Source organism: Nostoc paludosum FACHB-159 (genome assembly GCF_014698835.1).
Taxonomy (GTDB): domain Bacteria; phylum Cyanobacteriota; class Cyanobacteriia; order Cyanobacteriales; family Nostocaceae; genus Nostoc; species Nostoc paludosum.
In genome coordinates, this window is the sequence record NZ_JACJTU010000031.1 from 42,870 (window position 1) to 63,989 (window position 21,120).

Sequence of the window (21,120 nt, forward strand, 5' to 3'; positions counted from 1 at the left end):
TAAACTTTTGTGACAACCTCAGCTATTCGCGTAAAATGTTGCCAAAGGAACCGAACTCAGAATAGAGGTTTTCTGCGGGGGTAGGAGTGGTAAGACTATGAACAAGTTAGTCGTCCTCAAGCTGGATGGTGACTTTTATGAGGGCTTCCGTGTTAGTTTAGAAATTGGTGAAGATGGTTCGCTTCCTGATGTTGAGCTAAGTGACAAGGAATTAAAATTACCTCCGCTTCCCACCCTACCTGATATTTATCAAGATTGGTCTAACAGTTATCGCAGTCTGGATGGATACCGCATTAAACCAAAAAAAGAACAGATTACTAATGTCAGGTTTCAATCTTTGAAAAAAGAATGTCACGCTAAAGCAGACATTATCAAGCAGAATTTTATTACTTGGTTGCAAGCAGATTCCTTTCGGCGGATTAAAGAACTATGTTTAACACAATTAACTGCTGCTGATCAAGTGCGAGTAATTATTCGCACCAATGAAACTCAACTGCGAAAATTACCTTGGCATTTATGGGATTTATTTGAGTATTATCCTCATGCAGAGGTAGCTTTGAGTTCGCTTTCATCTCAACGATTTAAAAAAAGCGATCGCCTGAATACTCGCATTTTAATTATCCTGGGTAATAGTGAAGGAATTAACGTTGCTGAAGATGAGAAACTCTTAAAAAAATACTGCCAAGCAGCTGAAGTAATTGTTTTAGTTGAACCAACACCTGTAGAACTCAACAAACACCTTTGGAATGAAAAAGGTTGGGATATTCTCTTGTTTTCTGGGCATAGTCGCACAGAGTCAACAAAGGGCAGAATTTTTCTCAACCGCAGCGATAGTTTAACAATGGATCAGTTGCGGTATGGACTACAAACCGCAGTCAGGCGAGGGTTACAGTTAGCTTTTTTTAACTCTTGTGATGGTTTAGGAATTGCAGCGGAGTTAGAAAGTTTGCATATTCCGCAAGTAATTGTGATGCGCGAACCTGTACCAGATAAGGTAGCACATCAGTTTTTAAAAGACTTTATTCAAGAGTTTACAGGGAGGAAATCTTTCTATCAATCTGTTAATATTGCTCGGCAAAAATTACAGGGTTTAGAAACAGATTATCCTTGCGCCAGTTGGTTGCCTGTGATTGTGCAAAATTTGTTAGCAACACCTCCCACTTGGCAGAGTATGGGGTCAGTTGCTAACTGTCCCTATCGCGGTTTAGCTGCTTTCAAACAAGAAGATGCACCCTATTTCTATGGGCGAGAAACGGTGACACAACAGTTAGTTACTGCGGTGAAGAAAAAGCATCTAGTAGCAGTGGTTGGTGCTTCTGGAAGTGGTAAATCTTCAGTGGTGTTTGCGGGGTTGATTCCGCAATTAAAGCAAGATAGAAGTAAGAATTGGCAGATTGTATCTTTTCGTCCTGGGAATAATCCGTTAGAATCTTTAGCGATGGCTATGCCCGCCGCAGGCATCGCACTTTCTCAAGGATTGGGGAATGGGGACTGGGGACTGGGGACTGGGAAGGATTTTCTTTCTCATCATCGGTTGCAGGAATTAGAACTGGAAGTGGAGTTAACAAAGAACGATCGCACTTTACAAAACTTCTTAGAATCTATCATTGCAGCCTCACCCAAGTCTCACATAGTTGTAATTGCCGATCAATTTGAAGAACTCTACACTCTTTGTCAGGATACCGAAGAACGCAAAATCTTTTTAGATCATCTCCTGAATGCGGTGCAGAGTGTTCCTGGCTTTACCTTAGTGTTAACTTTGCGGGCGGATTTTTTTGGCGAAGCTTTATCCTACCGTCCTTTGAGTAATGCGTTGCAGGATGCTCAGGTAAACTTAGGGCCGATGAATGCTGTAGAGTTAGAGAGTGCGATCGCTCAACCGGCGCAAATCCTCAATGTGCAGTTAGAACCGGGATTAACCCAACGTCTCATTGATGTTGTATTGGATTCTCCCAGTCACTTACCCTTACTTGAATTTACCTTAACTCAGTTGTGGCAAAAACAACAGCAAGGATGGCTGACTCATCAAGCATACACAGATATTGGGGGTGTGGAAACTGCTTTAGCCAACCATGCAGAATCAGTCTATGTTCAACTGAATTCAGCAGATAAAGAAAGAGTACAACAAATATTTATTCAGTTAGTACAACCCACAGACAACAAGGCAGATATCCGCCGTTTAGCCAATCGTGAGGAGGTGGGAGAAGAAAACTGGAATTTAGTTACACAGTTAGCTGATGCGCGGTTATTGGTGACAAATCGCCATGAAGTTACCAACATTGAAACTGTGGAAATTATCCATGAAGCATTAATCAAAAACTGGCGAAGATTGCAGCAATGGATGCAAATTGATGGAGAATTTCGCCATTGGCAAGAGCAATTAAGAGTATTAATCAAACAATGGGAACATAGTAATCAAGATGCCGGAGCATTGTTACGAGGTAAACCTTTAATTGATGCTGAGGAATGGTTGCTACAACGCACCACTCAAATTAATGCCACTGAGCAAAGTTTTATTAATTTAAGTTTAGAACTACGCAATAGAGAACATCAAGCTCAGAATGCGGCTAAAAAAAGAACTATAATCCTATTAACTACTGGCTTAGTAGGGGCGTTACTATTAGCTGGTATGGCTTTATTTCAACAACAACAAGCACAAATTAATGAACTACAAGCCCTCAATCTGTCTGCAAAAGTCTTATTAAAGTCGGGGAACGAAGTTGAAGCATTTATTCCCATACTGCAAGTTATGAAAAATTTAGAGGGATTACAATTATTAGATTCCCAAACTAAGATAGGTTTATCCACATCTATTCTGGAAAATATCAACCAAATTCGAGAATACAATCGCTTCACAGGACATCAAGGAGAGATTACCAGCATTAAATTTAGTCCAGATGGTCAGCTTTTAGCTTCAGCTAGTCAAGATACAACCATAAAAATTTGGCGACGAGATGGACGATTGCTGCAAACACTAGCAGATCATCGTGATGGGGTATTTAGTGTAATTTTCAGCCCAAATAATCAATTGCTCATTGCTGCCAGCTTCGATAACACTATCAGTTTTTGGCGGTATGATACTAGCACAAGTTTATTTGAAAATAAACCATTTTTTAGGTTATTAGAGAAGGATAGATTGTGGGCGCTCGCTCTCAGCCCAGATAGTAAAATTCTAGCAACTGCCAACCGTAAAGGGCAAATAAAACTGTGGACATTGGATGGACAATTAATCAGAATGATTCCTGCCCACAACCAAAGAATTTGGAGTGTAAATTTTAGCCCAGATGGACAAACTCTTGCTACTGCAAGTGCTGATAAAACTGTGAAACTTTGGAACCTTGAAGGCAAAGCTTTAAAAACTTTACAAGGTCATAGTGATGAAGTTTTAAGTGTGAATTTTAGCCCAGATAGTAAGTTTATAGCCTCTGCCAGCAAAGATAAAACTGTGAAAATTTGGGATTTTACAGGTCAATTATTGCATACATTAGATGGTCATAATAATGAAATTTTAGATGTTAATTTTAGCCTAAATAGTAAGTTCATAGCCTCTGCAATTGCAGATGATACAGTAAAACTTTGGAGTATTCCCAGAGATGATAAATCTAATTCACCGTCCCTAATCTACACATTTTCAGGACATGGGGATAAAGCATCGGAAGTGAGTTTTAGCCCAGATGGAAAAACTATAGCTTCTGCTAGTGCTGACAAAATAATTAAACTTTGGCATTTGCAGGGTATTTTACCTAGCTTTCCAGGTAATAGTGTTAGTATCAGCCCCGATGGTAAAACTGTTGCAGTTGGTAATCAACAAGGTATTGTCACCCTCCGACAGCGTGATGGTAATTTGCTAGGAAGCTTTAATGCACACGAGGGAGAAATTATCAAAGTGCTATTTCATCCAACTGTAAAAAATCTTGTCACAATTGGCGTAGATAATCAAATTAAGCTGTGGAATCTTGAAGGTAAACTCTTAAATAGTTGGCAGGGACATGAGAAAGCTAATAACAGTATATCTGACAAAATATATAACCCAATCCAAGATGCGAGTTTCAGCCCAGATGGGAAAAATATCGCAACTATTGGGAGAATTGACAAACAAGTGAAAATTTGGAATTTACAAGGGACATTATTAAAAAGCTGGCAGACAAATTCTAACTTACTTACCAAGATTAACTTTAGTCCAGATGGTAAAATCTTGGCGACTGCTGGAGACAAAACAGTAAAGCTGTGGAATCTGGAGGGAAAATTATTACAAACCTTATCAGGGCATAAAGATAATATTGCAGATGCAATATTTAGTCCAAATGGTAAAATAATTGCCACTGCTGGTATTGATAAAACAGTCAAACTTTGGCATAGCGACAGTGGTAAATTATTCCGAACTTTACAACATAATGAAAGCGTTTATAGTGTAGGCTTTAGTCCCAATAACCAAATACTAGTTTCAGCCAGTGCAGCTCAAATAAATTTTTGGAATTGGGATGGAAAACTACTTAATATCTTGCAAGGACATCAAGGTAATATTTCCGAAGTTAATTTTAGTTCAGATGGGAACATTATTACTTCAGTAGATGTCAATAATCGTGTAATTTTATGGAATCTAGATATTAATGATTTACAACAGCATAGTTGTGATTGGTTACGCGATTATTTAAACAGTCATCAAAATTTAGATGAAACAAATCATAATCTTTGCAATAAGTCAAGCGATTAGTGTATTTTTATAACTCTGAAAAAAATTTTAGGTTGGGGAGCCACTGCGTTGCGGTGAGGGAGTCGCAGTCTTAGATGCCACTTGCTTTATGCCGGGAAACCCCTCCACCGCAGTGGCTCCGCTTCCCGTCGATTGCGAACTCCCGTTCTCCGAAGGAGTTCTCGAAGAGTACCCGAAAGGGGGTTCCCCCGTTGTTCGCTTTTAGCGTTCCCGCAGGGTAGCAAGTGGCGTTTGAGGAACAAAACCCAACACTCCGTCAGTATTGAGTTTCACTCCGTACCCTGCGGGATCTTGCTACAATCCAACCTACTTTTCTTACCTTTGCGTTTACCCTGCGGGAACGCCTCCGGCGAATGCGTGTTTGCGTGAGATTAAATTCATATTATGCACTACCTAAATCTACCTGTTGCTTGTCTAACTCTGACAATTGCTACCTTCACAACTTTTGGGATGATGATTCCCAGGGCTGAAGCATCGGCTTCCCAGTCTCTACAATTACAAGCACAGAGAACCAACTGGTTGATACAAGGAATACAAAAGACTAATCAAGAAGATTATCAAGGAGCATTATCAGATTTTACCCAAGCTATTGAGATTAATCCCCAAAATGCAGAGGCATATTATCAACGGGGTTTAATTTATGTTAAATATGCTCAAGGAAAGCCATTAAATCCCGATGGAACTGTACCGGGTTGTAAAAGAATTGATGATTATCGAATTATTTGTCCTGTTACAGTCAAAGATAGGATTAAAGAAAATAAACGAAAAGCAATTGATGATTTTACTCAAGCAACTCAACTTAATCCCCAATATGCAGCAGCTTATTATCAACGGGGATTAGTGGAAGATGAACAGCAAAAAAAAATTGAAGATTTTCAGAAAGCTAAAAAGCTTTATTTACAAAAAAGTTTTGTTTATTTAAAACAAAATGACTATAAACAAGCAGCAGATTTGTTAGAAATTATTGATAAAATATACGGACAAACAATATCTCTAACTAAGTTATCAGTAGTGGAGAAGAAGCAAACAGACGAAAATCCTATCAATTCGTCAACTGTCTCCTCTGAGCAGAAAAAATTGCCAGAAGTATTAATGGGTGAAGCTCGTCTGGCGTTGGGAAAGGGTGATAAGCAGAAAGCTATTCAGACATATAGGGAAGTTGCACGTATTCTTGAAGAAAGAAAAGATCCCAGATATCAGGAACTACAGCAGATTATTGCAGAACTTGAGCAAAATGCTAATAAATGATTGGGGACGGTAATTGAAATTTTTTCAGACACCAGTACCCAATTTTTATTACTGATGATTATTTATCCTGATTGTTGGTTGAACCAAGTTTCTAAATCAGCAACAGTAGTAAAATCTAGTAACGCTTCTCCTAAATTCTCTAATTGTTCAATCGATAATCCTTGAACTTGCTGTATTAATCGAGCATCAATTTCACCAAAACGGCGATTGAGTAGACGCAGTATTAAGTTTTGTCCTTCTTCTTCTCTTCCTTCTTGCTTGGCTTGTTCTCTGTTTATTTGATACAGTGGTTCTAGTCGCATAATTAACTCCCGATCGTCATACTTGAGTTATTGCTGTTAGTCAAATTTTTATGGTATTTAACGCTCTTTTATTACTCTGACAAAAATATTTTTAGGTTGGGTTGAGGCTTTGCGAAACTCAAAAAAACCAGAGATTCTTGGTGTTGGGCTTTGTTCCTTGAAGCAACCTACATCTACTATATAATTAGCAATTAAAACACTGGACAGGCATTGATAACCTACCCAATGTAATTTGCTTAATTTATCTTTTTAACGTATCTGCGAAAGTAAGCTTTGAATTCGAGGGCTAGAAAGTAGTTTTTCTGCATCATTAATTAAACGCTCACCCCAGCTATTATTTTTTAGGACTTTGACATCCGCGAGGTCTTTATGCTGTCGCAAAGCAGTTTCAGCTAACTGATAAGCTTTTTCTTGTTCTCCTTTATTGTATATAGCTATAGCTAACGCAAAAGGAGAGAATTTTGGACTTTTACCACTAATTTGAATAGCCTTTTCCCATTTTTGAATAGCTTCGTCTATTGCTCCCTGTTCATATTTGGTTAAACCATGAATATAGTAAGGTGTGGGTGACTGACGATCTATTTCAATTATTTTATTGCAATCAGCTAGAGCTAAATCCCATTTTTTGTGTCTTTGATAAAACATCGCTCTATTAGCGTAGCTATTGGAATCTTGAGGCTTGAGTTCAATAATTTTATTATAATCAGCCAACGCTAAATCCCATTTCTGTTGTTCTTCATAAATTTTTGCTCTCTTGTAATAGCTATCTAAATTTTGAGGTTTAAGTTCAATAAATTTGTTGTAATCAGCTTCAGCTAAATCCCATTTCTGTTGTTCTTCATAAATTTTTACTCTCTTGTAATATCCTCTTGAATCTTGAGGATTTAGTTCAACAAATTTGTTGTAATCGGCAAGAGCTAAATCCCATTTCTGCTGTCTTTCATAGAATTCTGCTCTCTTGTAATAGCCATAGCCATCATAAATACGGTCTTCAAGCTTGAGTGCAATAACTTTGGTGTAATCAGCTTCAGCTAAATCCCATTTCTGCTGTCTTTCATAGAATTCTGCTCTCTTGTAATAGCCATTGGCATAAATGCGGTCTTCAAGCTTGAGTGCAATAACTTTGGTGTAATCAGCTTCAGCTAAATCCCATTTCTGCTGTCTTTCATAGAATTCTGCTCTCTTGTAATAGCCATTGGCATAAATGCGGTCTTTAAGCTTGAGTGCAATAAATTTGGTGTAATCAGCTTCAGCTAAATCCCATTTCTGCTGTCTTTCATAGAATTCTGCTCGCGTATAATAGCCATATACAAGTTGAGGTTTGAGTTCAATAGCCTTGTTATAATCAGCCAAAGCTAAATCCCATTTTTGCTGTGCTTCATAAAATTCTGCTCTATAAGAGTAGCCATTTGAATCTTGAGGTTTGATTTCAATAGCCTTGTTATAATCAGCCAAAGCTAAATCCCATTTTTGCTGTTTTTCATAAATTTTTGCTCTGTTGTGATAGCCATATGATTCTTGAGGTTTAAGTAAAATAATCTTGCTATAATCAGCTAAAGCTAAATCCCACTTTTGCTGTTTTTCATAAATTTTTGCTCTGCTGTAATAGCCATATGATTCTTGAAGTTCAAGTAAAATAATCTTGCTATAATCAGCTAAAGCTAAATCCCACTTTTGCTGTTTTTCATAAAATCTAGCTCGTTTGTAATACCTATCTGAATCTTGAGGTCTGAGCGCAATAACTTTGGTGTAATCAGCTTCAGCTAAATCCCATTTTTGCTGTGCTTCATAAAATTCTGCTCGCTTGTAATATCTATCTGAATCTTGAGGTTTGAGCACAATAACTTTGGTATAATCAGCTTCAGCTAAATCCCATTTTTGCTGTGCTTCATAAAATTCTGCTCGCTTGTAATAGCCATCTAAATCTTGAGGTTTGAGTGCAATCACTTTAGTATAATCAGCTTCGGCTAAATTCCATTTTTGCTGTGATTTATAAAATTTGGCTCGCTTGTAGTAGCCATTTGAATCTTGAGGTTTCAGAGCAATAACTTTGGTATAATCAGCTTCAGCTAAATCCCATTTTTTATTGGATTGGTATAAAGCTCCTCGCAGTAAGTAAGCTTCAGTAGATTCAGGATTTATTTCAATAACCTTGTTAAAATCATTCAGGGCTGCATCAAATTTTAAATCTCTATAATAATATACGCCTCGCACCAAGTAAGCCTCAAAAAATCTAGGATTTATTTCAATAGCCTTGTTGAAGTCAAGAATAGCTAATTCCTTTTTTTTATTGTCTTCATAAAGAACTCCCCTAATAAAGTAAGCGAGAGCATTTTCACCGTGTATAATTGCTTGTTTTGCTACTGCTTCCGCTTCTTGATACTTTTTTAAGCTTATTAATATAAATGCCTTCAGCAAATACCCGCTCTGATTTTTTGGTTGAAGTTGAATCGTTTTGTTAATTGCTACTAATCCCTGTTCCCATTTTTCTAACCCTAAATACATAAAACTTTGGAGTCGCCAAGCAATAGCAAAGTCAGATTTGTAACTAACTGCTTGCTCAAATGCAGCTTGCGCCTCTTGATATTTTTTCTGATCCGCTAACGCCCAACCCTTGCCAAAGTAAGCTAAGTGAATAAAAGATGGTTTGAGTTTAATTACTTCATCAAATGCTTTGATTGCTTCTTCATCACGACTTAATCGTAATAGTTGATTACCTCTTTCTAGCCATTGACTAGCTGTTGCATTTCCTGTTGAGACATCGGCTGATAATGTAGCTTTTTCGATAGACTGAACTTTTTGTGCATCCAGTTGCGGTGCTGGTGTTTTTTCTACATGAAGTGGTTGAACACCAAGTCGTGTTGCTAGCCCTAAAAATGTTCTAACAGGAATGCCTAAACTAACCCCTATCTGAGTTTGACACGTATCTTTAGAGGTAAGGCCACAGTCTCCTGTTTTTTGATCGTAAGCTTGTTCTGCATCTGCACGTCCATGAATCCCAATGACTCGCCCTTTGGAATCTAAAACAGGCCCACCACTCATTCCACCGTATGTAATACTGGTATAAACTAGTTCGTACCCACCACTGAGAAGACTGCCAGTGCTTGGTATTGAGGAGTCTGTATTTTTAACAAAAAATAATCCTTGTTCTTTACTAGCAACTTGCCCAGCAGTAAATCGCCAAGGTGACTGTTCCCCTAATTTCGGATAACCCGCAGTGAACGCATAATCTCCATTGGTGGAATTATAATCTGCCAATGTCGCTATTTTATAAACTTTTTTACTCGTGAATTTGACTACCGCTAAATCAACTCCCTTTTCTATTTTAATTTGATTTGTTTCTACTGAATATTGTTTCCCATCTGGGGCAAATATTTGATATTTAAAGTTACCACATGGCTGAGTATAATCTTGTCTCTCACAGACAACGTGTGCTGCTGTTAAGACTGTGTAGGTGTCCCCATCTTTAGCAATAATTATTCCTGAACCATTGGCATGACTACTACTATCAATTCTCACAGTAATTTCTTTAGCTTTCTGTTCTAATTCCCCTAACCATCCTGTCCATTGTATTTCTGGTATGCTGAGGGAATTGTTTGGTAAGGGTAAATAGTAGGCAGTGAGAATATCTGAGTTGACCTGTGCTAGAAAAGTTGAGGTAGGTATTCCCCAACTGAGTTTTCGCATTCGCTGGATTTCTTCATCGGTTAGACGCGAACCATCAGGATATACATAACCTGTATTTAAAATGGGATAAGCACTTCTACCATTTATCCCAACCAGTTCTCCGCGAGAGTTGAGAATTGCACCGCCACTCATTCCTTGTTCAATGTTGCTGCTATAGCCAATTTGATATCCTTCCTTTAGTGGTCTAGATGCAATTTGTTGCACAGTACCTTTGCGAAATACTATCTCTCCTTTTTCAGAGGAATATCCAGCCGCGATAACTGGCATATCTTTGTCGGGAACTGATGCAGCAATTTCTTTGGGTAGACAATAATTTTGATTAGATTGAAATTGTAATAATGCTAAATCAAATTTATCAAAGTTAGTCTTGGGAACTATTTGTGCAGAATAGGTTTTACCATCTGATGTTTGTAAGCTGATACTATTAACTCCTCTAACTACATGGGAGTTAGTAACAACTAGGTAGCTATTGCCTTTTTTAGCGAGTAATGTCCCCGAACCTCCGTTATTATCACCAATGACTCTAAGCGTAATTCTCTTGGCGAGAGTTTGCAGTTGTTTATCTGAATACTCATCCCCATTTTCTGCTTTGATTTTGCAACTGGAATTGTCAACTGCTACTTGAGATAAATAACTAGATGGCTTTTCTAAAGCCAAACTAGGGAATTGTAACAATAATAAGGGTAAAATCAGAGCTAGATTTCGATTCATTTTAATTCTCAAAATTATGTGGAGTTTTAGTTGATAAACTGGCTGTCCAGAACCCCGACTTCTTTAAGAAATCAGGGTTCTAAATCGAGACTGGAGGAAGGGGGAACAACCTACAGGGAGTTGGCGATATCGCGTAATTAATTGATGTCTATTAGATTCGCTTTTCTTGTTCAAGGGTAGGAGCTTTACGCAAAAACTCATCGAGTGGTACATACATTTGCTTTCCTGAATTTTGATATAAAGCTTCAGTTCCACCCCCTCCTTCTAAAATATTTATTAACCGATAAATCACTAGCTCACTACTTCGTTCATCTTTCAATTGGAATAATTGATTCTCCTTACCACATTTTTCTCCCTCGTTTGCTACAGCACAAATGACTGGATATCCTTTAACTTTGCCATTAGTCAAATACTTTAAACTTCCTTGGTTATAAAAACTTTGAAATTTTGGAGATACAATTTCACATCTTTGACGAGGGTTCCAACCAGGAAAATATTCTGATTTCCATAGAATAATGGAAGTATGACCGCGTTTTTCAAGTACCCAAGCAAGTGTTGTAGGTAAATTTGTATTACTTGCCCGATCAAAGGTATCTTGGCAAAAGAAACTCACCCTGTCTGGAGAGTTAGCTTGACTAAAAGTTGGAGTTATACCAAGTGTCTGTGTGATGGCGAACGCCAAACAAAACAATATTATTGAGAGTAATTTTCCTGTTTTCATTGCTGATTAAGGATTGTTGATAATTGTTGAGCAATTATTTTTCTCCAGATAGCCGACTTCTACCTTCAGGGAAGCCATCCTACGGGTGTCTACAAGAAGTCGGGCATCTGAGTTAGGGATTTAAATTGTTCGCTGCATAATTAATTTCTGAATACATCTATTATTTACTATCCAGCAGCGGAGACTTGTTTAAAAAGTTTTGCACAGGAATATACAATTGCTCACCTGAACTTTGCAAAAGTGGCTCTGCACTTTTACCTTCTGAAATATCCATTAATCTTTGTATGACTTCCTCAGGTTTACTGCCAGATTTCACCGTAAATAGTTGATTATTAGCATTACAAGTCTCTCCTTGGTTGATAACACCACAGATAATGGGATAGCCGTTACTCTTACCGGAGGTTAGATGATTTAAACGACCTTGTTCATAAAATTCTTGAAATTTTTGAGTGACTTTCTGGCAGCGTTCTGCTGGAGTCCAGCCACCTTGATTAAAGTATTCAGATTTCCAGCCAATAAAATACACATGACCTTTACGTTCAGGAACCCAAGCAACTGTAACCGGAATTCTTTCACCACTTGCTTTATCAAAACTTTCTCGACAAAAGAAAGTAACTTTATCTGGTTGAGATTCAGCAGTAATCGATTGACTGAAACTTGGAGATAAACTAACAACCACGCTTACTAGAGATGTTAAAGCTGTTAGTCCTAAACTGATGAAGAATGTTTGCTTTTGCATAGGATGATTGTTGAAGTTCATGAGTTGAATAAATGAGTGGTAAAACTTTATTACCTATTTAAGGTTGATTTGTTGCCCGTAAACTATAACTTCCGGTTTCTCCTGGTTCTAGAGAACTCGCAACTATGAAATAAAGTCCATCTGCTGGTAAGTTAATCTCTATTTGAGCATTAAAATCACCAGGTCCTCTATCATCGTTTTCTGCTATTTCATTAAATTCTTTACCTTCAGAAGATTCGCTTACCTGATATAAACTTAAAAAGGAATTAATCTTCTGACTGGTCATCTCAATTACTACTTTTTGACCGGCTCGACCCTGAAATTGGTATAAATTTACAAATCCACCTTTTTTTCGGATGCGATCGCCTTCTGCTAAACTGCCATTAATTACTTGACCATTGAGCAGAATAGTTGTAAAAGTCGGTTCTTTTTCTCGCGGTAAAGTAGATTCATTAGAGACTCGCTGGTTTCGCACGTCTGCTAAGAAAGATTTGACTTTTTCCACAGAAAGAGCCAGATTAATGCCAGTACCACTTGGTGTGCGAGCAACTAAATCACCTGCGCCATCAAATACTGGAGCTGTAGCAACTAAAGAATTGACACCAATTACTTCTCCTTGAGAATTTAATAAAGGGCCTCCAGAGTTTCCTGGATTAGTACTAGCAGTATGTTGAATTTCTCCATCTTTCCTAATACGGCTAACATTGCCTTGGGTGCAAGTATCACGATTATCTGGGTCTAGAGGAGTACCAATAGCAAAGACGCGATAACCAACTTTCACTGAACCTGGACGCGCTAAGGAAATGGCTGGTAAATTTTTGCGGTTTTGGATTTTTACAGCAGCTAAATCTACACCTCCCATTGCAAAACCAACAACATCTGCGGGGACTTGTTTACCATCTTTAAAAACTACTGTGACAACACTGGGACTACCATCAACAACATGGGCATTTGTAATAATTAATCCGTCTTGACTAACTAGAAAACCGCTCCCATGTCCATTGCCATCTTTAATAGTGACGACAGCATTGCTGCCTTTTTCACAAACTATGTTCGCTTCTTTCTCTTCAGCAGTTTGTGCTAATACACGGTGAGAGTGCCATGCTTGGTGTCCGTTACTCGGTAGTAGCTGTTCAACACTGGCTGCTCCTATAAAGGTAAATATAGTACATAGTGTTAAACTTGCATATTCTAAAAATCTTCTCTTCATTACTTTATAGTCAGCTAGTATGCAGTTAATATCTCAATCGGGCAATGTGGATGTTGAATCCACAGGCGAACTACTCCAAAATTTGTCATGCCTGGAATCATCTGCCTTAAGAAATAAGTTAAAGCTTTTAGTACCGTAAAAATACTAAGATTAGATTAATTCTGCTCAAATTTGGAACAATATTCCCAATAAATTGAGCTAACCATCGAAATTTACGGTATGATTTTCTATCCATCTACAGACAATATCCTGGTTTGCAAGCATGAGTGAGATAGAAGGAATCACAAAAGCCGAAGACATGACTTTCAGCTAGCCTTGGTCAAGTCATACTGATGCTGTAAGTTAGAGGGATGCCTGCGGCAGGCTGCGCCAACGCACATCCAGTAACAGCTTTAGTCAATCGACTGTGTTTAATCATTGTTCCATCTCCTGGCCTCAATACATTGATGTTGTCAACAGGTGAACTACTTGTTTGCTTCTGTTTGGGTTTCGTTAGGAGTCTGTAGTTTTTACGCAGATGACTACGCTTGTTATAAAACTTTATATTTACCTGAACTTTGCTGGCGATACCTTCTCTTCTCCTGTCGGAAACGCTGCGCGAACGAGACGCTACGCGAACGCCAAAAATAAAGGTAGTCTAGCTTTTACCGCAACAGCCCAACTCCATACCCACAGAGGGCATGAGTTTCCCAATCCTTTTGATCAAAACTCAAGTCTGCTTACGCAGACATAGCATTGGCGATGGGCTACGCCCCACTGTAGGCGATCGCCTACAGTGGGGCGTAGCCCATCGCCCCTTTACCAACGAACCTAACCCATCACCAGAGCCAGAAGGTTGAGATTGTAAAAACCCAAGAACATGACATTACTGCATAGATTGAGATAGCTAGAACAAGGTGTTTGAGCGCAGGGCAGAAAAAGTTGATGAGGTAATCTATTTACTAAACGTTATGGATTTTTACATAGCGGCTAAAGTATTTGTAAATATCCGAAATGGCTAGTAAGGACTGATGACCCAGTTGAAGGTGTTAGGGGCTTTTTTTGGGACTCTTAGATCGACTTTGGGGCAAAGAGGATAAAAAGCTAGGCGATGGATCGCAAATTGCGGTATAAGGTTACGTAAATACCTATTATCGTCACCTAGTTTTTATGTCCGGTCGCATCGTTAAAGTCAACAATAATACTCTGCCTTCCGTGATGGATTGGTGGACTCAACCTGATGTGTTGGCGATGTTATTGGCGGAGAAACGCAGTCAGTCTACCCGCAGGGCTTATGACCGGGACATTCAAGATTTTTTTGCCAAGATGTTTGGGGTGGAATCGACGGCGGAATGGGTGGTGCGATTTTTGGCACTGCCGGGGGCGCAAGCCTTGGGGTGGGTGGTCAAGTACAAAGCCAAGATGATTGAGCAGGGCTTATCGGAGGCGACGGTTAATCGGCGGTTGTCGGCACTGCGGGCGTTGGTGCATAAAGGTAGGGTATTGGGTGTTTGTGGTTACACCTTGGAGGATATTAAGGGTGAGACTGTCATTAAATACCGAGATACCAGCGGTGTTACTCCCCAGGAATTTAAGCAGATATTACTGTCTTGCGATCGGACGACGGCGAAGGGGGTCAGGGATTATGCTTTGCTGCGCTTGCTTTGGGATAATGCGCTGCGGCGGGGGGAGATTGCCAAGTTAAAAATAGGGGATTTTGACCGTAAAAATAGCAAACTGCTGGTTTTGGGTAAGGGAAGGGGTAGCCAACAGGAAATAATTGATTTAACTCCTAAGACCAGGGATGCGATTTGTTATTGGTTGCCGTTCCGGGGGCTGGCATCAACAAAAGATGCGTTGTTTGTGGCGTTGGATCTAAATACGCCGGGGCATCCTTTGTCAGATACGGGGCTTGCCAAGATGGTGAGAACGCGGGCATTAAAAGCGGGGATTACTAAGCCTTTATCACCGCACCGCATTCGGCACAGTTCGATTACGGCGGCGTTGGATGCGGGGCAGAGTGTGCGGGAGGTGCAAAAGCTGAGTCGGCACAGCAAGTTGGAGACGTTGATGATTTATGACGATAATCGACAGCAGCACCAGTTGAAGGTGAGTAGTGTGCTGGCAGATTTGGTTTGATGGTGTCTAGTTGCTCTCTTCGATCGCTCGTTGATTAGTTCTGGGTATGTTAACAGTCACAATTATTGTTTGTCATTACTTCATATATTAGTAACTATCTGATTTTCTGACGGATGTTTGTAATGAGGTTGATTAATCGAGGGACATAAATAGTCAAAAGAATTATCAGTATGTTCCAGTTGCATATTCCGAGGTGCATTTAAAGCAATGACAGCATCGCCAATCTTTTCACAACGCTTGCAGCCACAGGCTGCTGATCCTTGAGCCAGTATCTCTTTTAGGTTACTGGCAATATTGATAAATCCCCTAGTTTTTGAATTTTTGGGTAGTTGGTCGGCAATTTGAACTAATTGCTCAATTTCTGAACGGTATTGTACCAAAAGAAACTGGTCAATTTGACATTTGCTCCGACAAGTATCTACATCTCCAAATTCATCAGCAAACTGCTTTAATCCTGCTGCTGCATTTTGCAAATCAAGTTCAAGCGGTACGATGGCACGGGCGCAGGCGGTAGAATCAGCATTTGTATTGTTAAACTTTTTTCTGAGTAGAAGTTCAAAACGTTTGATATAAATTCCTAAAATAGCCAGGGCTTTTTCTTTATCTTGGGGACTGCTAAAGTTAAGTTGATGCGTGCTAAAAAGTTGAGGGATAAGTTGTAAAATCGCTTTGAGTTCGCTAGTTTTAAATTTATTACTCCACAGAGTAATAGCATCTCCAATATTATTGATAGTTTCTAGGCGCAGAACAAAGTAAAAGGAAATAAGATTAATCAGATAACTTCGCTTCATCTCCATTTGAACATAGTTAGAGATATAAAGCTGTTGGTCAGCAAATTGAGATTCAAAATACTGCTTATAGACTTGTGTACCTAGTAGCAGAGAACGTAGAACTGAGGTATCTAAAAAGTGTTGAGTCACAGAATTATCATCCATCCTGTGTTATTCCTCATCTTCATCTGTATCTAGGTTATTGTCAATTTTTACACCGAATGGTAGGGTATCAAAGCCTAAGTTTTCTAAAGTTAAAATCGCTGACTCGACTGAGGAATTGTTGATTGTTTCTTGATTCACTAGGGATGAAAGTAATTCACAAACTCCCTTATACTGATTGGCATTGTAGTCAATCCATTTGTTTTCAAAGAAGAGTGCATCATGCAGTGCCATCACCACTTCTGTATAAGGGTCAAAAGGGAATTTATCGCGCAACGAGCGCATGGTACGCAGTAGATTGTCTGCATAGACGGCGGCGATTGGTTCTCCAGAGTAAGAAGAGAGTTTTTGTAAATCTACTAAAAGAGTTTTGGTAATTTCTACTCCTGAAACTTCTAAGACAGTCTGTTCAATATTCATTGTTTTTATCTGACAACAAGTTCAGTTTATTTGGAGCTAATTCACATTTTATAGAGTAGATTTATGGGATGAAACCGCAGTTGGGATACGCTCTGTACCAATTCTAACGGCGATACTTAAATCTACAGGTTACTTTATTTTCTAGTGCATTAATTTTTTTCTCAAGATACTATAGCACTGCCGTCAGGTCTGCTGTAGCACTGTTAAATCGATTTAACATTGCTTGGGTTACTTCTGGGTCAGCGTTGACGGTTGCAAGTTTTTCCTTTACACAATGATCTGCTATAGCCATAATGGTCAGCCTGTATGCCTGCTGATCCGAATCCTATGTTGGTGAGGTCAGCCAGATAAAAACCAAGTTGGTCTTGTCCGCCCTATGGCGTACTATTGACATACAAACTCTGTAAGTTAGTATATTCGTTACTTACAAACTTACAGAGTTACGAACTTACAGAATAACAAAGTTACGGAGTCAGGATGTGCGTATTATTGCTATTGTGAATGGAAAGGGGGGATCGGCTAAGACGACAACTAGCGTCAATTTAGCAGCCATCCTTGCTGAGAAATCAAAAGTATTGTTGGTAGATGCAGATCCTCAAGGTTCTGCTACTTGGTGGGCAGAGCGCAATGAGCGAGATTTTGAATTAGCTAAAGAAACAGATACGAATGAGTTATTAAAACTTAAAAAGGTCAAAGGCTTTGATTTTATTATTGTGGACACTCCGCCAGCACTCCACTTTGATGCACTGAAAATTACTATCGATGCGGCTGATTTTGTTGTGCTGCCTTCTCCGCCAGCCCCAATGGATCTCCAGGCGCTAATTGAAACAGTACAAGCATCAATAATGCCAGCAAAAGTTAAGTTTCGAGTTTTATTAACCCGTGTTGATCCGCGTAGTTTAGGTAAGGCGCTTGATGCTCAACAAGCATTGATGCAAGGGGGTATTCCTGCATTTAACGGATTTGTTAGGGCTTATGCTGTTCATGAACAAGCGGCTCTTGATGGCATACCAATTACTCAAGTTAGGGGAAAAGTAGCTCGTGAAGCTGAAGGGGATTATCGGCGTATTGCTGATGAGCTTTTAAGAGAGGTGAATACTCATGGCTAAAGCACGTCGTCGTTTATCCGATCTTGTTCATGAAGAAACGCAGAAAATCAGAGAACCGAACTTACAGAGTTCGGAAGTTACAAAGCCGGAAAGTTTATTAGAAAATCTAAGTGAAGCAGAAGAAAGAGGTACAGAACAACAGACTCCTAATCTTACAGACTTACAGACTTTGGTAATTACAAAGCCTGTAAGTCAACCGGAATCTTCAAATAGAACAGACTCAACAACAGAAGAAGTTACAGAGCAACAGACTCCCAATCTTACAGACTTACAAACTTCGGAAGTTCCAAATTCTGTAAGTTCACTGAAAACTCCAAGTGAAGTAGAAGAAAGAGGTATAGAACAACAGACCCCCAATCTTACAGACTTACAGACTTCGGTAATTACAAAGCCTGTAAGTCAGCCAGAATCTTCAAATAGAACAGACTCAACAACAGAAGAAGTTACAGGACAGCAGACTCCCACTCTTACAGACTTACAGACTTCGGAAGTTCCAAATTCTGTAAGTTCACTGAAAACTCCAAATGAAGTAGAAGAAAGAGGTACAGAACAACAGACTCCCAATTTTACAGACTTACAGACTAATAAAGATTCAGAGTCTGTTTCTTCTACGGAAATTGCTATTGAGCAGAAGAGTGAAGAAGTCAACAAAACTACAGAGTTACAAAGTTTGAAAGATACAGACTTACAGAGTACCGAACTTCCAAAGTATTTAAAATTGGAGCGTAAGGAAACACGATTGAGACAGGATCAGATTGATGCACTTACCGATCTCACCCGGAAATTAAATAGAACGAAACGGGTGAAAGGTGGCGAGAGACTTACAGATAATACTTTGATTCGTGTTGCAGTGGATTTACTGCTGAGTAAAGCTTCGGAACTTCAAGGTACTACAGAAGATGAGTTACGAAGCTCATTAAATTTGTAACTTACAGAGTTTGTAACTTACAGAGTCTTTTATGAATTTATCTTGCCTCATGTGTAATCATCGCTGTCGATCTCACTTCCTTTGATGAGTCAGATTTAGACAAATAAAGGTTAAGCGATCTAGCAAGGACGCTCTAAGGATAGGGGTTTGCAGCTTTAACTTCACAAATAGAAAAACAAAATCCTTCAAGCGATCGCCTCAATTGACATCACTTCACTGGGTAATATAATCCATCATCACCAAAGCGCCAGCCACGGGAAGCGGGGTCTCGATGGCGGCTCCATGACTCGAACTCTGATGGACTCTTGTTTTTTCGCTCTGTAGAAAGGCTTAATTCATCAACACCCAATCTTCGAGCTAGATTTTCCCCTGTTAAGGACTGAATTTCTACTGATTGACCATGAAACTGATAAGATGAAAATCGCCTCTTGGCTGTATTAGCATTTTGTCGAAGCTGCCCAAGGGCATTGTTAAGTTGGGCAAGGCTCTTGGCGACGGTTTCTAACTTTTCTTCCAGTTTATTTAATTGTTGCGCTTGTTGCTGCGTGGCTGTTGATTCTATACCTTGTTCTATACTTTGGCTGATCTGCTCCAAAACAGTCTCAATTTGCTGTAAGCGGTTCTCTATACTGCTTTCTATACTCGAAGTATTATTTACCTGATTTGCTTCCAGTGCCGAGAGTCGGTTAATGATCTGGTGTAGAACATCTTCTATACGATGGTCAGCAACTTCTGTCTGACCCAGGATGTGATGCAAACCCTGCGCTACCAAGTCTGTTGCTGAGGTGTTGCGTTTTTTTGCTTCGGTTCTGAGCAATTCAACTAAAGATTTGGGCAGTTTAAAATTTACCGACTCCCGTTCTATAGCCATTAAAACACCCGCGCTTCAGCAAGACCCTTCTTTAGCTAGCTTACTGCGTACTGAAGAACAACTCAAACTATTTGCTTGTTCCTTTTCACTTAAGTAGCAATTTCGGTTAGTATATTTAAAAACAAATCATGGTTGATGGTTGGTTATTAGTTGTCAATTGTTATGATTAATTAATGGAGGAAATAACAAATGAATCAATATGATTTTAGTGTGGAACTAAGATCTACAGGACAAGCTGAAGCGTTGAAAGATTTAGAACTGGCGAAAAAAACAGCAGAAAGCAGAGGAATTCCATCAGAACTCCCATCTAAAAAAGAACTCGAATCTGTATCTATACCATTAGAAATATCCGCTAAAATCAATCAGGAAACATTAGACCTGTCAGGAGTTGTCAGAATATCTAGAAGTAGTGGTATGTCTTTCAGGTTTTATGAAGTTCCAAATGGTAAAGATAAATTGATTCAAGAATGGTTTGATGCTTGTCAGCAGAAGTTACTGGATAAAGTTTCTGAATTAATTATTGAATCTTAAAAAATCTACATTGTGGCTTTTTTTTTACCAACCATTATCAATCATCAGTAAACTAATAATTATAAAAGATAATTAAATATGAAGGTTAGAGGTATCAAACGTGGTCAAAATATTGAAATATTAGAACAACTTCATAATATTCCAGATGGAACAGAAATCATACTAGACTTAGAATTTATTGAAAGTAAAATTACAGAACCACAACAACCATTAACAGAAATCCCGCAAGCAGAAATCATTAATGTGAAACTTGCGGTCGTTAGTTTCAATAATAAGGAAGCCGTAATCGTTTCAATCCCGCAAGCAGAAATCATTAATGTGAAACTTTGCTATTATCTGAATAAAAAAAGCTGATGTAAGGTTTCAATCCCGCAAGCAGAAATCATTAATGTGAAACTGTTGTAGTAGCAGGAACTACAACAGCGGTGTCATGTTTCAATCCCGCAAGCAGAAATCATTAATGTGAAACTCCCAGATGGGACGCGAGCTAAATCAAAGCGCAGCGGTTTCAATCCCGCAAGCAGAAATCATTAATGTGAAACTTCGGTAGTTCCACTGTTTTAGTCATGTTTAAACCGTTTCAATCCCGCAAGCAGAAATCATTAATGTGAAACCCAAGTTGGATTTCTCTCGTCAGGATTGGGTCAATGTTTCAATCCCGCAAGCAGAAATCATTAATGTGAAACTTCAAAATCAACGCCAATACGAAGTAACCAAGAAAGTTTCAATCCCGCAAGCAGAAATCATTAATGTGAAACTTATACAAGTGGTTGGAAGACCCCTCTTCCGATAAGTTTCAATCCCGCAAGCAGAAATCATTAATGTGAAACATGTAGTAGTCTGAGTAATAAAATTTGTACCAGCAGAAAAAGGTTTCAA

At 39.0% G+C, this 21,120-nt stretch carries 15 protein-coding genes, 1 pseudogene and 1 CRISPR repeat array (1 of these 17 cut by a window edge); of the genes and pseudogenes, 7 read left to right on the forward strand and 9 right to left on the reverse strand.

Annotation, left to right across the window (positions count from 1 at the left end):
- Positions 1-97 precede the first annotated feature (97 nt).
- The gene (locus H6H03_RS26225) at positions 98-4,714 is read left to right on the forward strand and encodes an nSTAND1 domain-containing NTPase (protein ID WP_190957988.1); all 4,617 of its coding nucleotides are present in this window, start codon (positions 98-100) and stop codon (positions 4,712-4,714) included.
- Positions 4,715-5,098: 384 nt separating this feature from the next.
- Positions 5,099-5,962, forward strand: coding sequence for a tetratricopeptide repeat protein (locus H6H03_RS26230; RefSeq protein ID WP_190957989.1), 864 nt, complete (start codon positions 5,099-5,101; stop codon positions 5,960-5,962).
- A gap of 62 nt (positions 5,963-6,024) precedes the next feature.
- Here H6H03_RS26230 and H6H03_RS26235 read toward each other — a convergent pair.
- The 5 genes and pseudogenes from H6H03_RS26235 to H6H03_RS26255 form a co-directional block, all read right to left on the reverse strand.
- Positions 6,025-6,291 (reverse strand): annotated as a pseudogene (locus H6H03_RS26235) (DUF4351 domain-containing protein); the annotation flags it as partial.
- 222 nt (positions 6,292-6,513) lie between these two features.
- Complete coding sequence (locus H6H03_RS26240) at positions 6,514-10,662, reverse strand: serine protease (RefSeq protein WP_190957991.1); 4,149 nt, start codon at positions 10,660-10,662, stop codon at positions 6,514-6,516.
- Positions 10,663-10,813: 151 nt separating this feature from the next.
- The gene (locus tag H6H03_RS26245) at positions 10,814-11,383 is read right to left on the reverse strand and encodes a COP23 domain-containing protein (protein WP_190957992.1); all 570 of its coding nucleotides are present in this window, start codon (positions 11,381-11,383) and stop codon (positions 10,814-10,816) included.
- Positions 11,384-11,543: 160 nt separating this feature from the next.
- Positions 11,544-12,122 (reverse strand): COP23 domain-containing protein, encoded by a 579-nt coding sequence (locus H6H03_RS26250; protein ID WP_190957993.1) that lies wholly within the window; start codon positions 12,120-12,122, stop codon positions 11,544-11,546.
- Between the two features lie 58 nt (positions 12,123-12,180).
- Complete coding sequence (locus tag H6H03_RS26255; protein ID WP_190957994.1) at positions 12,181-13,332, reverse strand: serine protease; 1,152 nt, start codon at positions 13,330-13,332, stop codon at positions 12,181-12,183.
- 680 nt (positions 13,333-14,012) lie between these two features.
- On the opposite strand from H6H03_RS26255, the gene H6H03_RS26260 reads away from it, so the two are divergent.
- Both H6H03_RS26260 and H6H03_RS26265 read left to right on the forward strand, forming a co-directional pair.
- Positions 14,013-14,171, forward strand: a complete 159-nt coding sequence (locus H6H03_RS26260) for a hypothetical protein (protein ID WP_190957995.1) — start codon at positions 14,013-14,015, stop codon at positions 14,169-14,171.
- 310 nt (positions 14,172-14,481) lie between these two features.
- Entirely contained in the window at positions 14,482-15,450 is a 969-nt protein-coding gene (locus H6H03_RS26265; RefSeq protein ID WP_190957996.1) for a tyrosine-type recombinase/integrase, read from the forward strand.
- Between the two features lie 80 nt (positions 15,451-15,530).
- Here the strand turns inward: H6H03_RS26265 and H6H03_RS26270 are convergent, their stop codons facing one another.
- From H6H03_RS26270 to H6H03_RS41470, 3 genes are all read right to left on the reverse strand, one after another.
- A complete protein-coding gene (locus H6H03_RS26270) occupies positions 15,531-16,385 on the reverse strand; it encodes a hypothetical protein (RefSeq protein ID WP_190957997.1) in 855 nt (284 codons plus the stop codon).
- A 6-nt stretch (positions 16,386-16,391) separates the two neighbouring features.
- Positions 16,392-16,802: a hypothetical protein gene (locus H6H03_RS26275; RefSeq protein WP_190957998.1), complete on the reverse strand. Its 411-nt coding sequence runs from the start codon at positions 16,800-16,802 to the stop codon at positions 16,392-16,394.
- 169 nt (positions 16,803-16,971) lie between these two features.
- Positions 16,972-17,094: a hypothetical protein gene (locus H6H03_RS41470; protein ID WP_277926184.1), complete on the reverse strand. Its 123-nt coding sequence runs from the start codon at positions 17,092-17,094 to the stop codon at positions 16,972-16,974.
- 187 nt (positions 17,095-17,281) lie between these two features.
- On the opposite strand from H6H03_RS41470, the gene H6H03_RS26285 reads away from it, so the two are divergent.
- Both H6H03_RS26285 and H6H03_RS26290 read left to right on the forward strand, forming a co-directional pair.
- Entirely contained in the window at positions 17,282-17,911 is a 630-nt protein-coding gene (locus H6H03_RS26285; RefSeq protein ID WP_067777454.1) for a ParA family protein, read from the forward strand.
- On the forward strand, positions 17,904-18,839 hold the full coding sequence (locus tag H6H03_RS26290) for a hypothetical protein (protein WP_190957999.1): 936 nt from the start codon (positions 17,904-17,906) through the stop codon (positions 18,837-18,839). The genes H6H03_RS26285 and H6H03_RS26290 overlap by 8 nt, the downstream gene beginning before the upstream one ends.
- 208 nt (positions 18,840-19,047) lie before the next feature.
- Here the strand turns inward: H6H03_RS26290 and H6H03_RS26295 are convergent, their stop codons facing one another.
- Entirely contained in the window at positions 19,048-19,710 is a 663-nt protein-coding gene (locus tag H6H03_RS26295; RefSeq protein WP_190958000.1) for a hypothetical protein, read from the reverse strand.
- Between the two features lie 189 nt (positions 19,711-19,899).
- Between H6H03_RS26295 and H6H03_RS26300 the strand changes: the two genes are divergently transcribed.
- Positions 19,900-20,241 carry a hypothetical protein gene (locus H6H03_RS26300; protein WP_190958001.1) on the forward strand — a complete coding sequence of 114 codons (342 nt, stop codon included), beginning with the start codon at positions 19,900-19,902 and terminating at the stop codon, positions 20,239-20,241.
- Positions 20,242-20,454: 213 nt separating this feature from the next.
- Positions 20,455-21,120: a CRISPR direct-repeat array (repeat unit 37 nt; unit sequence GTTTCAATCCCGCAAGCAGAAATCATTAATGTGAAAC) (it continues 1,124 nt past the right edge of the window).